This is a genomic window from Niastella sp., assembly GCF_045805085.1.
Taxonomy (GTDB): Bacteria; Bacteroidota; Bacteroidia; order Chitinophagales; family Chitinophagaceae; genus Niastella.
Window position 1 is genome coordinate 13693 of sequence record NZ_JBJMLX010000414.1, and the last position, 14331, is coordinate 28023.

Sequence of the window (14331 nt, forward strand, 5' to 3'; positions counted from 1 at the left end):
TAAGTAACCATCCGGTTACTAAAACTATTTTTGAACTTTTTTATTGGATGAAAGGTTGTAGCTTAACTGATGAATACCGGATAACATATGGCACAGTTCCTTCCTTCTCCTGCTTTGCAACCATATATTAAAAATTTTCTGATCATTGAATGTGAACAGGGGATGGTGAACCGGATCTTACCCGATACATCCATTGTAATTGCGTTCCGGCTTCGCGGACATGTATCCTATTCTGATAATGGCACAACGCATAATTTCGCTCAATCGGTCATTTCGGGCATCCGGGATTCGAGCCGGCTGGTAGATTACGCAAAAGATACCAGCAATCTGTTGGTGATCTTTAAAGAAGGCGGCGCTGCTGCATTTTTTAAAGAACCAATGCATGAACTGGGCAGCATCAGTGTGTCGCTCGATCACCTGGTTCAACGGGGTAAGGTGTGCGCTATTGAAGAAGAGCTGGCCGCTGCCGATAACAACAACCAGCGTATACTCATTGTAGAACGGTTCTTATTATCTGAACTGAAAAAAACGCAATCAGATGCGCTGGTGAGCGAAGCCATACAAAAGATCAAACGCTCAAAGGGAGATATTAAAGTAAAGGAACTGCTGGCCAGTTTACCCATTAGCCGCGATCCCTTTGAAAAACGATTCAGAAAGATCACCGGTACTTCACCCAAACATTTTGCAGCTATCATTCGCCTGAAAAACCTGATCGAAAATTATACGGATGCGATCAGTTTTACCGAAGCGGCCTATTCGGCAGGATATTACGATCAGGCACACTTTATAAAAGATTTCAGGGCGTTTACAGGGCAAACTCCACACGATTTTTTCAAGGCGCCGCCATTGTGGTAAATTACTGACGACAATCGCTATTTATTAACAGGATAGCGTTCAATATTTCATTATGTTGCAACGTTACCATATTTTTTTGGGTCAATCGCCATATGCTTATGAGACTTATAGGGTTGGTTGTGGTTTTGCTAATGTGTAACAGCCTGTGGGCGCAGAACTGCACTACCCTGGGCCAGTCTCCTTCTTCTGCTTTTCCGGTTTGCGGCGTTGACACCTTTTCACAACAAAATGTACCCATTTGCAGAACCCATAGTATTAAAGTTCCGGGGTGTGATGATGGTGCCGGTTATTCTGATAAAAATCCATTCTGGTATCGTTTCACCTGCTTTAAAACAGGCACGTTAGGTTTTTTGGTTACGCCAAACGATCTGGGCGACGATTATGACTGGATGTTATACGATATAACCGGTCATAATGCCGACGACGTTTTTACCGATCCGTCATTGATCGTTACCGGTAACTGGGCCGGCACCTTTGGGGTAACCGGTGCTTCCAGTTCTGGGGTGAATTTTATTCAATGCTCTTCCGACCCAGCCAATCATAAGAATTCATTCAGCACCATGCCTACCATACTGCAGGGACATACTTATCTGCTGCTGATTAGCCATTTTACCGATTCACAAAGCGGGTACAACTTATCTTTTGGGGGAGGAACCGGTGTCATCACCGATCCTTTGCAACCTAAAATAGAAAAGAGCTGGGCCGGTTGCGGTGGTGTTACTGTAACCCTTACAATGAACAAAAAATTAAAATGTAACAGTCTGGCCGCGGATGCCAGCGATTTTACGCTTTCGCCGGCCGCCGCCACCATTGTATCTGCTACCGCTGTTGGCTGCAGTAACAGTTTTGATATGGACACGGTGGTGCTGACCATGAGCAATGCATTGCTACCCGGCACGTATACCATTACTGTTCAAAGTGGCCAGGACGGTAACACCGTGCTGGATAACTGTAACAATTCGGTGCCGGTGGGTAATAACACTTCATTCATAGTTGATCCTGTTCAGCCCACCCCACTGGATAGTATTAAACCTGTTGGTTGTACCCCCGACAAACTGGAACTTGTTTTTCGCCGGCCCATCAATTGTAATTCCATTGACGCCAATGGCAGCGATTTTTCAATCACGGGCACCACACCCGTTACAATAACCGGCGCCAGCGGCTATTGCGTAAATGGCGTCACCACTTCCATCTTTATACAACTTTCAGCTCCCATCCAATCGGCAGGTAATTATCAGATCACCCTGCAACAGGGTACCGATGGCAATACCATCATCGATGAATGCGGTCAGCAAACACCTGCTGGTGCGTCCAGGGCTTTTTCAACCGCAGACACCGTAAATGCAGATTTCACTTACCAGCTCAAATTAGGTTGCAAGGCAGATACCGTTCATTTCTTTCACAATGGCGCCAACAATATAAACCAATGGAACTGGAATTTTAATAATGAAGGCAGCAGCACAGCCCAAAACCCATCTCACATCTTCAAGGTATTTGGCCCCAAACAAATCAACCTGAACGTATCGAATGGCGTGTGCACAGACAGTTCTTCTGCAACCGTTCTTCTTGATAACACCCTGGAAGCTGCATTTGGATTTCCTGAAGTGTTATGCCCCGAAGACAAAGCAACATTTACTGACAGCAGTGTTGGCAAGATCGTATCCTGGAACTGGGATTTCGGAAATGGCAACAGTAGCACCTTACAAAATCCCCTGCCTGAAACCTACCCCCAGGTTACCAGCGGCCGATCAAAGCTCTACCCCGTCAGGCTCATTATTGAGAACGACCTGCACTGCTTTGATACCACTGTAAACCAAATGAAGGTGGTATACAGTTGCTACATCACCGTTCCCAATGCTTTTACCCCAAATGGCGATGGCCATAACGACTATTTATATCCACTGAATGCCTGGAAGGCCATTAACCTGGAGTTTATTATCTATAACCGGTACGGACAAATTGTTTTCCGCACCAACAACTGGACGAATAAATGGGATGGCCGCATTAACGGACAAATGCAATCAAGCGGGGTGTTTGTATGGTTGCTCAGATATACTTTGCTGGATACGGGTGAAAAGGTATTTAAACGCGGAACCACCGTGTTGATCAAGTAATTACCTATAAATAAACAGCTTTCATTTTATTGTGTAAACCCCAGAAAAAAATTATTCACGCGGTTCCCTATTCCAGAAAATCAATACCAGGGCTGTTCTTCCACTGTAAATCGCGTTCGTTTTCTAATTCTCTTGCACTGATGGTATAAAGTTATTACCTTCCCCCGCAAAATTTTACCCTGCAAGGTGCAATTACCCGGCCCTAAATGCGTTATGCTATATGTCCAGAAATGGACACGAGCCAGGAACTACCGTACAAACCACAAACATGACTAGACTTAGATTCCTATTCCTATTTTCTATTGGTTTATCACTGTCCGTACAAGCCCAAAAAACTGACTCCCTGGTTGGTAAATGGAAATATGTTGATGTTTACAATAAACACAGATACGATACTGCGACTTTAAAAATAGCGAATGAGTATTTTGGAAATATGACCTTTTATTTCAAAGCCAACAATCACTACAAGGCTTTTGTGATGAATAACATTGATGAAGGTGTCTGGAGCCTGAACGAAGCCACCAACAAAGTAAGAATAACCTCCTACAAAGGAAATTCAAACGAATCACAGATCGTAGGCCTGGACTCGAACAAATTGATCCTTACCCTGGGTGAGGGTTCTTTCATTATGACCAGAACAAACATTACCCCATCTGACAATATTGAATCACCTCTTCCTGATATCAAAACTGTTTCAGTTACCAAGAGCCAGATCAGTAAAAAATGGTTCTTAACGCGTCGTGAAGTACCGGGCCGGTCAGAAGCCCAGTTAAAAATGGCGAGTAAATTAATAAAAGGCGCCTATGCTTATTTTAAAAGCAACGGCGTATATGAAGCACAATCTTTAAAAGTTACAGAAAGTGGCAAATGGGCATTTGGTCCCGATAATAAATCCATTATTGTAACCATCGAAAACCAACAACGCATCTGGAATATTAAATCCATCACCGCTACAGAGTTGGTGTTAATAAGCGGTTATACCGAAGAACTTTGGAAGTTCTCCACCAAGTTATTATAACCCTGAATAAACCGATCTATTTATTAATGGTCCCGCCCTGCAGGCGGGATTTTTTTGTGAGTGGTGCGTGAGCCATCTCACCATATTTTAATCGGACACTCCACTTTCTCCAGACTTTCCGCCAACCGCTGCCATAAACCAATGTAGGATAACGACAATTCAAAACCACCCCTGAACTGGGAAGCAGTGGTGAGTTTGCTGATGTTTACATCATAACTAAGCCCTATGCCTAACTGATGGGTGTATAATTTTATGATAGGAATAAAGGCGTCCTTCCAGCGAAGCGCTCCGCCTAAGGCAATCGACAGGGTCCCTTCTTCCCCGGTTTCATCAAAACTATGGGTAAACAACCCACCACCCTGTATCAACCGGTTCCCACCCTGCATAAAATAGTCGGCATAAAAAACGAGCTTATCCATTTTATTCATCCAGGCCGATAGCCCGGCATTCACGCCCCATTTTCTATTTAGCCGTACATCATAAGCTTCGGTAAAAGCGATCCTGGATTCAGTAAGATGAAACAGTCCACCGCCAAAATACATATTGATATCTTCTGAGAGACTTGTTTTAAAACTAACGCCTACAGATGCATCCCAATACGTAAAACCCGTATTGCTGAATTGTTGCCGTGTAGCGTTTGACATACTATAGGCGCCATTCACGTATTGATCATCAAACCGCAATTTGGTAACGTCAAAATGTTCACTCACGGGGCCACCCATAAAGGCAAGGGAAATAAAAGTGGTTTTATCTTCATTCAATAGTTTGTGATAATTAATGACCGGTAACACCTGGGTGCGTTGCAGTTTTGAATCACCCGCCACATCATTGGTAGCCTGAACACCCAATGTAATAAAATCGCCGGTAGAAAAACCCCGCAGCATTTTACATTCCCCGCTTACCGCCATAGTTCTGTAAGGAACCGTTACGCTTTGCCATTGATTGCGATAAGCACCGGTAAACCGGAAATTACCAGAAAAGATCCCGGCCAGGGCCGGATTGCGCAACAAAGGAAACTCATAGAACTGGGAGAAATGAATGTCCTGCCCCTGCACAAATGCAGATAAAAAAAGACAGCCAATAAAATAGAGGAGTACAATTCTACGCATACAAATTAGTTCTTGGTTCAGCTATTTCAAAAGCGTCACATTCCCTTTATAAGTATTAATAAGATCATTATCGCAAACCACATCAGCCATATACACATACACCTCAGCGGGGCCGGTAACACCTCTTATTTTTCCATCCCAACCAAAAGCAGGGTCATTAGGTTGGAAGTTTGTCTTTTCAAAAACCAATTCCCCCCAGCGCGAAAAAATGCGGAATGAACGCACCAAAGCAATGCCTTTGCCACGCACCATCAGCACATCATTCAGGCCATCGCCATCGGGCGTAAAGGCATTTGGGATAAACACCTGGGTACTTTCACAAAATGGTTTTATGTTCATAAAATCTGTTCCCACGCAACCAAATTCATTGGTGACCCTTGCCTGATAAGTTTTATTCTTTTTAATGGTAACCACCGGTGTATTGCAATCGGCACAACTAAGATCATCGGCAGGCGTCCATTGCCATAAGACAATAGGCCCATTCTGGGTAACAGGAGAAAAAGTGTACGTGCTGCCGGTAGCTTTTATTACATCGGGGCCCACATCAACTTTTGGATTGGGGTTTACCACCACTTTTATCAAGCCGGTATCGGTAAAACACTGATGCCCATCAAACCCAATCACCTGGTAGGTAGTTGTTTTTTTCGGTGCAGCCACGGGGTTAGAAATATTTGTTCGGTTCAAACCCAACCCCGGCGACCAGTTGTATTGCACGGCGCTCCCCTGCGCCTGCAGGTTTACCGACTGGCCTTCACAAATCGTTTGATCGGGCGACACGGTTACATCAATAGGCTGAAAAACGGTAATGTCCATGGTATCTTTGTCAATGCAGCCGCTTTCAACACTGGTAACGGTAACTACATAAGAAGTAGGCCCTGGTGGCGTGCCCACCGGTTGGGCCGTTAATGAATCAGACAAAAACAGGGAGGGTGACCAGGCATAAGTAAACCCTGAAACTGCCGGCGTACCAATTGTTATGGGGTGGTTGGGACAAATGATTGTATCGGGACCAGCATTGGCCAATGGCAGTATGGGATAGATAGATGCCTGCAGCGTATCGCTGCAACCAAACCCATTAAAGGGAATCACCACTACATTAATATTATTGATCTTGGGGGCAGGGTTCAACACCAGGTTCTCTCCCGTGCCCAACAGGGTGCTGAAATTATTATCATACCATTTATAATCCTGAAAACCGCCCGGTCCGGTAAAGCTGGCAATATTGGGATTGCATTCATAATGTGCCGAAGCTGTAACATTACACTCACCCACATCTACATAAGCATAGCCCCAATGAGCGCCCTTGGTGCAATCAGCAGTAGTAAATTCCACCTTCAGGCGTTTGCCGCCGTAAGCGCCCAGGTTAATAAACACCGACGACCAAGATTTAAATTTCACCGCGGCATCAACCGGAGAACTCTGGAATCCCGGCAGCGATGCGGTAGCAATATATTCGTTGGAAGCACAGGGAAGATAACTATTGGTTTGTACATCGAGAATACGGGCAATAAACCGGGGTTGTTCATTTGGATTATGACCAGGGTCCTGGAACACCACGGCATACCGGTAAGTAAAGGTGGCATCATTGGCATTGGTGGGAACTGTAAACTCGTAGGTGATGCGCTCCGCCTCGGAGCCATTGATATTATTGCCCAACCGCACTGCATACCCGCTGCCATCGGGCGGGTTCACGGGAAATAACCCATAGGGATCAACCACAGTAGCAGCTCCTTTTGCATAGAGGGTATGCCTGCCGGTGATCGGCGGCGAGGGCGTCACCGTTATCACATTATCATTATTTTGAACACTGGTGGAACCAATATAACAATTCCAGTTTTGCAGCGAGCCTGCTTCAAAATCAATATTGGCGGGACAGGTACCAGGCTGGCCATGTACGAGCTGATGCAAGAGTAGTACAGATAACAATAAAGTAAAGTTCCTCTTCATAGGTCATAGGTTAACGAATTAACGGATTACCAGGCAATCAGGCCGGCGGGTGGGGACTTGACTATATTATAGTTAACTACGTTTCGACTCTTCGACTTCGCTCAGAGCCGTTGGAGGAGGGTTGTGGAGTGTGAGCAGTGTTATAAAATGCGAATACATAGGCCTGGTAGTCCTATATAGCGTTTTCATAATATTTTATTCGACTGCCTTCTTATACTTTGCAAATACTGTGCAATTATTTTGAGTAGCCTTCATCCTTTATTAACATCTGTTTAATTTTTCATACTTTCAAAAGGCGGAATGACAATTCCCATTATTTTTATCAGGTATTAATAATCTCAGAAACTATGGATACCCGCAGAGAATTCCTTAAAAAAGCATCCGTACTAACAGGCGGCGCCGGTCTTATGCAAATATTACCGGCTTCTATTGCAAAAGCACTGGCTATTGATCCCGAAGCCGGCAGCACCTGGAAAGATGCCGAGCACATCGTTTTCCTGATGCAGGAGAACCGCTCGTTCGATCATGCCTATGGCTCCCTGCAGGGTGTACGGGGCTTTAACGATCCGCGGGCTATCCGTTTGCCCAATAAGAACCTTGTGTGGTTGCAATCGAATAAAGAAGGAGAAACCTACGCTCCTTTCCGTCTGGATATTCACAATACCAAAGCTACCTGGATGAGTTCCCTCCCCCACTCCTGGGACAACCAGGTTGATGCCCGCAACAACGGGCATTACGATAAATGGCTTGAGGCCAAACATTCAGGTAATAAAGATTACCGGGCCATGCCGTTGACCATGGGTTTTCATACCCGGGAAGACATTCCGTTTTATTATTCCCTCGCCGATGCCTTCACGGTTTGTGACCAGAACTTTTGTTCATCTCTCACCGGCACTACGCCCAACCGGTTGTTTTTCTGGAGCGGTACTATCAGGAGTTCCCAGGATGAAAAAGCCCAGGCCTGTGTATGGAACGAGGATGCTGATTATAATACGATGGTTAACTGGAATACCTTTCCCGAAAGATTAGAAGAAAATGGCATAGCCTGGAAAGTGTACCAGAATGAATTGAGTGTAGGAGTGGGTTTTACCGGCGAAGAAGACAGCTGGCTGGCCAACTTTGGCGACAACCCGCTGGAATACTTTTCGCAATACAATGTAAAGTTCCATCCTGCCTACATTGACAATTTGCCAAAAGCAGCAGCGGCCACTGCAGCCGAGATCAAAAAAACAGAAAGCAAGTTACAATCGTTGCCCGCCGGCGCCGCCGCTTCACAAATTGAGGAAATAAAGAAAAGACTGGAAGAACTCAAAAAACAACTGACCGGGATAAAAGCCGATCAAAAAAAATACACCAAAGAAAATTTCGAACTCCTGAGTGCCCGGGAAAAAGCCCTGCATACAAAGGCCTTCGATACCAATATAAAAGATCCCAACTACCACCAGCTTACCAATATCACGTATAAAGACGGCGATACAGAACGGCAAATGAAAGCGCCGAAAGGCGATGTGCTGCATCAGTTCAGGGAAGATGTGAAGAACGGCAGCCTGCCTACCGTATCGTGGCTGGTGGCGCCTGAGAACTTTTCCGATCATCCATCAGCTGCCTGGTTTGGCGTATGGTACATCAGTGAAGTGCTGGACATTCTGACACAAAACCCCGAGGTTTGGAAGAAAACCATTTTTATCCTCACCTATGATGAAAATGATGGCTATTATGACCACGTACCGCCCTTCGTAGCGCCACATCCGCATAAAGCGTCAACGGGGCTAACTTCTGCCGGTATAAACACCGGTGTTGATTATGTAGCCAATAACGACCAGCAATCCATCAAAGAGCAGGCCCGTGAAAGTTCCATCGGGCTGGGTTACCGTGTGCCAATGGTGATAGCATCGCCCTGGAGCCGCGGCGGCTGGGTAAATTCAGAAGTGTTCGATCATACTTCTTCTATCCAATTCCTCGAAGCATTCTTAACACACAAGACCGGTAAGAAGATAGAAGAGCCCAATATTTCCAAATGGCGGCGTACGGTGTGTGGCGACCTCACTTCTGTATTCAGACCTTATAATGGCGAAAAGATCACCTTACCAGCCTTTCTGGAAAGAGATGAATTTATCGAAGGCATTCACAAAGCACAGTTCCGCCAACTGCCTTCGAATTATAAAAAGTTAACGGAAGAAGAAATAGCCGCCATCAATAAAGCGCCCTGGAATTCGCCATCGATGCCGCAACAGGAAAAAGGCATTCGCGATGCCTGTGCCCTGCCCTATGAATTACATGCTGATTGTAAATTTTCAGAAGACAGGAAATCAATAGAGATCAAACTGGCAGCAGGCATTCGCCTCTTTGATAAACAATCAGCTGGTTCTCCCTTTCATATTTATGTACCAGGCCAATATCAACAACAAACCATGTTCAACCGGGCTTATGCGGTGGCGCCTGGCCAGCAGGTAGCGGACAAATGGCAACTGAGTGATTTTGAAAACAACACCTATCATTTACAGGTGTACGGCCCCAATGGCTTTTATAGAGAATTCAAAGGCACCACTAAAGATCCCAACATAGAAATCAGTGCAGAATATAGCGGTATGGTCAGATCCTCACCGGGTGATCTTGAGATACTTGCTATTAATGGCAATACCACACCTGTTGAATTAGAAATTATTGACAATGCGTATAAAGCGCCAGTTAAAACCATTACCGTTCCGGGCGGCCCTAAAATACTCAGGTTAATCACTATCATCAAAACAGATAAAAGCTTTGGCTGGTACGACTTTTCCATAAAAGTAAAAGGCAATCAGTTTTTTGAGCGTAGGTACGCCGGCAGGGTGGAAACTGGCAAACCCACCAAAACCGATCCATTCATGGGCAGAGTTGTATAGAGGTACATCAGAGCAAAACAGTGACGGCGGTCAGTATTTCAGCAGTGGTTAATTAGTAACTTTATAAATAGCCAATAATTTTACTCACTGCTAAAACACTTTCCATTATGCCGGAAACGATTGCTCCTGCCATAGGCTCTGTTAACAAAGTGAACATCCTTGCAGCGAATAGAGAACGTGATGATAACAGCCTGTCTATCGATAGCAAGATCTCCTTCCGCCCGTTTGTAAATTATTTAAAAGAAAAATTACAGGACGGTTCCAATACACGTTCGAGAATATACAATTACCTCATAGAAAGATTTGAAGAGAACCCTGCTTTGTTGCAGCCGATCACTGATTCACATATTTTGGATGAGAACCAGGACCTGCTCGACATGTTGGGCACTACGCTTTTTCCTGTGGTTAGCGAACAGGAAAAAAACATGTTCACCATGGGTGTGCCTTACGAGTTTTCCATCTTCAATTATTCAACCCCGTTCAGAAAATTGTTTGTCGATGAAACAGAAGAACATTTTCTATTGCCTGATGATGCCACGGAAGAATATCTGAAACAGGCACAGTGTGCGCTCATTTATGAACACATCCTGGAAAAGTTTTACCATATAAAACTGAACGAAGACCCGCACCTCATATATCCTGTAGAAGATAAGATCACCGGCATGAAACGATATTACAAACTGCGCTACGACCGGCGGTTTATCGATATCATTCCCAAAGGCCGGTTACCACAAATACAGGATTGCGCCGTGTGTTTAAATTCACTGCGCATATTGGACCTGGACAGGCAACTGGAAAAAATGCCGCTCGACCTGTTCGAAGTGGAAGGCTTCGGCGTGTGGATCGCAGAAGATTTCACCATACAGGAATCGCTGGATGCTATCAAGCGCGTGCTGTTGCGGCAGGAGGCCTGCGATACCGGCATCATCAATGATCTCAAGAAGAACATTCAGGCGTTGGTTGGTTTCAACGAAGTGGAAGTTGGGTTAACCCCTTTCCTGCAACTCAATAACCGTTTTGTGCTCGATGAAACCTGCACCCAACATGGCATATTGGGCAAGAACTGGAAATCTACAGATGCTGACAGCCTGGCCATTTACCAGATGTGTGTAGGATTTTTCAGCGAACATCCCGAACCGATGCCCCTTTCCATTCTTGATGAAAAAGTGGTGGAAGTGGCACCCTTCACCAGGATACTACTGGATGCAGGCATAAGAAGTTATATCATTTATCCCATTCAAAATAACGACGGCTTGCTGGGTATACTGGAACTGGCATCGCCTATCCCCAACCAGTTAACCCAGGAAGTAATGAACCGCGTAGAGAAGGCCATGCCCTTGTTATCACTGGCCTTGCTGAAGAACAGGGATACCTTTACCTATCGCATTGAAAAGATCATCAAGGAAAAGTTCACCGCTCTGCAACCTGCGGTGGAATGGAAATTTGCAGAAGTGGCCTGGGAGTATATGCACAAAGAACAATACAAAGAAGCGCCGGTATCGGGTAACGTGGTTTTCGACGACGTTTACCCGTTATATGGCGCCATCGATATTCGTAACTCCTCCGTTGAGCGCAGCCGGGCCATGCAAAAAGACCTGATGGAACATATCAGCCTGGTTGACGAAACATTTGACCTGTTGCAGGCCCGGTTCCCATTGCCTTTACTGGAAGGATTAAAGTTCAAGAATTTCAATTACCGGCAAGCCATCACGCGCGGGGTAACAGCAGAAGATGAAGTGCGCATTACCGAGTTCTTTAATAATGAAGTGCATACCGTGTTGAAACACCTGAAAAACAGCCATCCACCTACGCAGGAGATCATCAATAACTACTTCAACCAGGTGAATGATTTCAGTGGCTTTTTATATCGCAACCGGAACGATTATGAGTTCTCCCTCAGCACCATCAACAATGCGGTATTACAAACCTTTCAACAGCAGGAAGCCATCATGCAGCAGTCGTACCCGCATTATTTTGAAAGATACCGGACAGACGGCGTTGAATATACGATCTACATCGGGCAGTCCATCGCCCCGCACCATCCGTTCAATATGTTATTCCTGAAGAACATCCAGCTATTTCAATTAACAACCATGGCAGAAATTGCGCAGATGATCCATGCCATGCAACCAACCCTGCCTGTTCCACTGCAAACAACGCAATTGATATTGATACACAGCCAGCCCATGAGCATCAGCTTCCGCCGCGACGAACGGCGGTTTGATGTGGAAGGCTCTTATAACATTCGTTATGAGATCATGAAGAAACGGCTTGACAAAGTGCATATTCGCGGTACCCAGGAAAGACTAACACAACCGGGAAAGATAGCTATGGTATACAGTAACCCCAAAGAAGCCGAAGAATACCAGGAATACATCCTGTTCCTGCAAAATAAAAGATTGTTGCAGCCAGGTATAGAATTCCTGGAGCTGGAAGAATTACAGGGCGTAAGCGGGTTAAAGGCGTTACGGGTTAATATTAATATGGAAGGATAGTTTGTTATAGTGGACAATTCTCATGATAGTTCACCATTTCAATAGGTGTTCTTTCCATGGTATACCCCTCATAACGTAATAGAATGTCATCCAGCACGGCCATGATGGCTTCAGGTTCTGTAAGCGTCATTAACTGTGTACGGAATTCTTTAACGCCAGGCAAACCTTTGAGGTATCTCAGGTAATGACCGCGCATGGAATACACGCCGGCTATGGCCCCCTTCCATTGCAGCGATTTACGCAATTGATGTTTACAAACGTCAACGCGCTCAACTACTGTAGGGGCAGGTAATAATTCACCCGTTTGCAGGTAATGCCGGATCTCCCGGAACAGCCAGGGATAACCGATAACCGAACGACCGATCATAATACCATCAACCCCATAACGGTTCTTGTATTCAAGCGCTTTTTGCGGACTATTAATATCTCCATTCCCAAAAACGGGAATATGTATCCGTGGATTGTTCTTTACTTTGGCAATAAGGCTCCAGTCAGCCTCGCCTTTGTATAACTGGCAACGGGTACGGCCATGAATGGTGAGGGCTTTAATGCCCACATCCTGCAGGCGTTCCGCCACCTCTTCTATATTTTTGGACGCATCGTCCCAACCCAGACGGGTTTTCACCGTGACCGGCAGATTGGTTGATTTTACGCAGGCTTCAGTCAGTCGCACCATCAGGTCAACATCCCGCAAAACACCGGCGCCGGCGCCCTGGGCAACGATCCCTTTTACCGGGCAGCCAAAATTAATGTCCAGCAATTCGGGCTGCGTAACATCCACAATCTTTGCGGCCATGGCCAGCCGTTCCTCATCGCCCCCAAACAGTTGAATACCCGTAGGCCGTTCCTCATCAAAAATATCCAGCTTGCGGCGGCAACGGATGGCATCGCGGATCAAACCTTCGCTGGAAATAAATTCAGTAAACACCAGGTCGGCCCCGGTTGCTTTACAAACCACGCGGAACGGTGGGTCGCTCACATCTTCCATAGGGGCGAGTAACAACGGAAAATCAGGGAGTTGTATATTACCTATCTGCAACATTCGGGTGCAAAATTGCGATAAAAAGCCGGAGGGGCAAAATAAGAAAATCAAAGGTCCGCAGCACAGTTATTGGCAAAAATGCACGGTTTTAGCCCAAAATAACACACTTATCAAATTTACCAACAGCTAACCTTTCGATGTTATATTTTTACAGCATTGGAAGAAAGAACTAAATATAAATTTCACGGCGGTTTCTTTGTTTACATAGACTATTCCCACCCGGATAGTCTATTTTTTTGCCATTATTAATACCTTTAGGCATTAATAATCTACCTACATGTCATATTGCAGCGTAATCCCTTCCATGGAAGAACCCAGGCGCAGCCTTCATAAGAATTATCATGACAACCACTATGGATTTCCTATTCACGACGACAATGAATTGTTTGGTCGTTTGATCATGGAGATCAACCAGGCCGGTTTAAGCTGGGAAACCATCCTGAAAAAAGAAGCAACCTTCCGTAAAGCGTATAGCAATTTCAATATAAAAAAGGTGGCGGCATACAAGGAGTCTGACAGGGAACGACTGATGAACGATGCAGGTATTATTCGCAATAAACTAAAAATAAATGCCGCTATAGAAAATGCCAAAGCCATTCTGGCGCTCCAGAAAGAATTTGGTTCATTCGAGAATTGGCTCGAACAGCACCATCCAAAAACAAAAGAAGAATGGGTAAAGCTGTTTAAAAAAACATTCAAATTCACCGGCGGCGAAATAGTAAATGAATTTTTAATGAGTACTGGCTATCTGCCTGGCGCCCACGCCCCCGGTTGTCCCATTTATAACACAGTAATAAAAAAGAAACCGCTGTGGGCTAAGAAATAGCAGGGCAAAAAAATAAACCCGCCGAAACAACTTTCGGCGGGTT

General features: G+C 45.3%; 9 protein-coding genes. 6 read left to right on the forward strand and 3 right to left on the reverse strand.

The features are described from left to right. Positions 1 to 87: 87 nt before the first annotated feature. From ACJ751_RS21400 to ACJ751_RS21410, 3 genes are all read left to right on the forward strand, one after another. Complete coding sequence (locus tag ACJ751_RS21400; RefSeq protein ID WP_407747559.1) at positions 88 to 855, forward strand: helix-turn-helix domain-containing protein; 768 nt, start codon at positions 88 to 90, stop codon at positions 853 to 855. Between the two features lie 98 nt (positions 856 to 953). Next, positions 954 to 2969: a gliding motility-associated C-terminal domain-containing protein gene (locus tag ACJ751_RS21405; protein ID WP_407747560.1), complete on the forward strand. Its 2016-nt coding sequence runs from the start codon at positions 954 to 956 to the stop codon at positions 2967 to 2969. 268 nt (positions 2970 to 3237) lie between these two features. Then, entirely contained in the window at positions 3238 to 3987 is a 750-nt protein-coding gene (locus ACJ751_RS21410; protein WP_407747561.1) for a lipocalin family protein, read from the forward strand. A gap of 77 nt (positions 3988 to 4064) precedes the next feature. On the opposite strand, the gene ACJ751_RS21415 is transcribed toward ACJ751_RS21410, so the two are convergent. Together ACJ751_RS21415 and ACJ751_RS21420 are read right to left on the reverse strand one after the other, a co-directional pair. Further along, the gene (locus tag ACJ751_RS21415; RefSeq protein ID WP_407747562.1) at positions 4065 to 5096 is read right to left on the reverse strand and encodes a PorP/SprF family type IX secretion system membrane protein; all 1032 of its coding nucleotides are present in this window, start codon (positions 5094 to 5096) and stop codon (positions 4065 to 4067) included. A gap of 21 nt (positions 5097 to 5117) precedes the next feature. Then, positions 5118 to 7043 (reverse strand): gliding motility-associated C-terminal domain-containing protein, encoded by a 1926-nt coding sequence (locus ACJ751_RS21420; RefSeq protein ID WP_407747563.1) that lies wholly within the window; start codon positions 7041 to 7043, stop codon positions 5118 to 5120. A 347-nt stretch (positions 7044 to 7390) separates the two neighbouring features. Between ACJ751_RS21420 and ACJ751_RS21425 the strand changes: the two genes are divergently transcribed. Both ACJ751_RS21425 and ACJ751_RS21430 read left to right on the forward strand, forming a co-directional pair. After that, positions 7391 to 9925: a phosphocholine-specific phospholipase C gene (locus tag ACJ751_RS21425; RefSeq protein ID WP_407747564.1), complete on the forward strand. Its 2535-nt coding sequence runs from the start codon at positions 7391 to 7393 to the stop codon at positions 9923 to 9925. A gap of 107 nt (positions 9926 to 10032) precedes the next feature. Continuing rightward, positions 10033 to 12420, forward strand: coding sequence for a hypothetical protein (locus tag ACJ751_RS21430; protein ID WP_407747565.1), 2388 nt, complete (start codon positions 10033 to 10035; stop codon positions 12418 to 12420). Between the two features lie 4 nt (positions 12421 to 12424). On the opposite strand, the gene dusB is transcribed toward ACJ751_RS21430, so the two are convergent. After that, positions 12425 to 13462, reverse strand: coding sequence for a tRNA dihydrouridine synthase DusB (dusB, locus tag ACJ751_RS21435; RefSeq protein ID WP_407747566.1), 1038 nt, complete (start codon positions 13460 to 13462; stop codon positions 12425 to 12427). A gap of 277 nt (positions 13463 to 13739) precedes the next feature. Here dusB and ACJ751_RS21440 point away from each other — a divergent pair, with 277 nt between their 5' ends. Beyond that, positions 13740 to 14288, forward strand: coding sequence for a DNA-3-methyladenine glycosylase I (locus ACJ751_RS21440; RefSeq protein WP_407747567.1), 549 nt, complete (start codon positions 13740 to 13742; stop codon positions 14286 to 14288). Positions 14289 to 14331 lie beyond the last annotated feature (43 nt).

Bases quoted from the DNA above. Each gene is read 5' to 3' on its own strand.
- ACJ751_RS21400 (WP_407747559.1), top strand. From the start codon at position 88: ATGGCACAGTTCCTTCCTTCTCCTGCTTTGCAACCATATATTAAAAAT.
- ACJ751_RS21405 (WP_407747560.1), top strand. From the start codon at position 954: ATGAGACTTATAGGGTTGGTTGTGGTTTTGCTAATGTGTAACAGCCTG.
- ACJ751_RS21410 (WP_407747561.1), top strand. From the start codon at position 3,238: ATGACTAGACTTAGATTCCTATTCCTATTTTCTATTGGTTTATCACTG.
- ACJ751_RS21415 (WP_407747562.1), bottom strand. From the start codon at position 5,096: ATGCGTAGAATTGTACTCCTCTATTTTATTGGCTGTCTTTTTTTATCT.
- ACJ751_RS21420 (WP_407747563.1), bottom strand. From the start codon at position 7,043: ATGAAGAGGAACTTTACTTTATTGTTATCTGTACTACTCTTGCATCAG.
- ACJ751_RS21425 (WP_407747564.1), top strand. From the start codon at position 7,391: ATGGATACCCGCAGAGAATTCCTTAAAAAAGCATCCGTACTAACAGGC.
- ACJ751_RS21430 (WP_407747565.1), top strand. From the start codon at position 10,033: ATGCCGGAAACGATTGCTCCTGCCATAGGCTCTGTTAACAAAGTGAAC.
- dusB (WP_407747566.1), bottom strand. From the start codon at position 13,462: ATGTTGCAGATAGGTAATATACAACTCCCTGATTTTCCGTTGTTACTC.
- ACJ751_RS21440 (WP_407747567.1), top strand. From the start codon at position 13,740: ATGTCATATTGCAGCGTAATCCCTTCCATGGAAGAACCCAGGCGCAGC.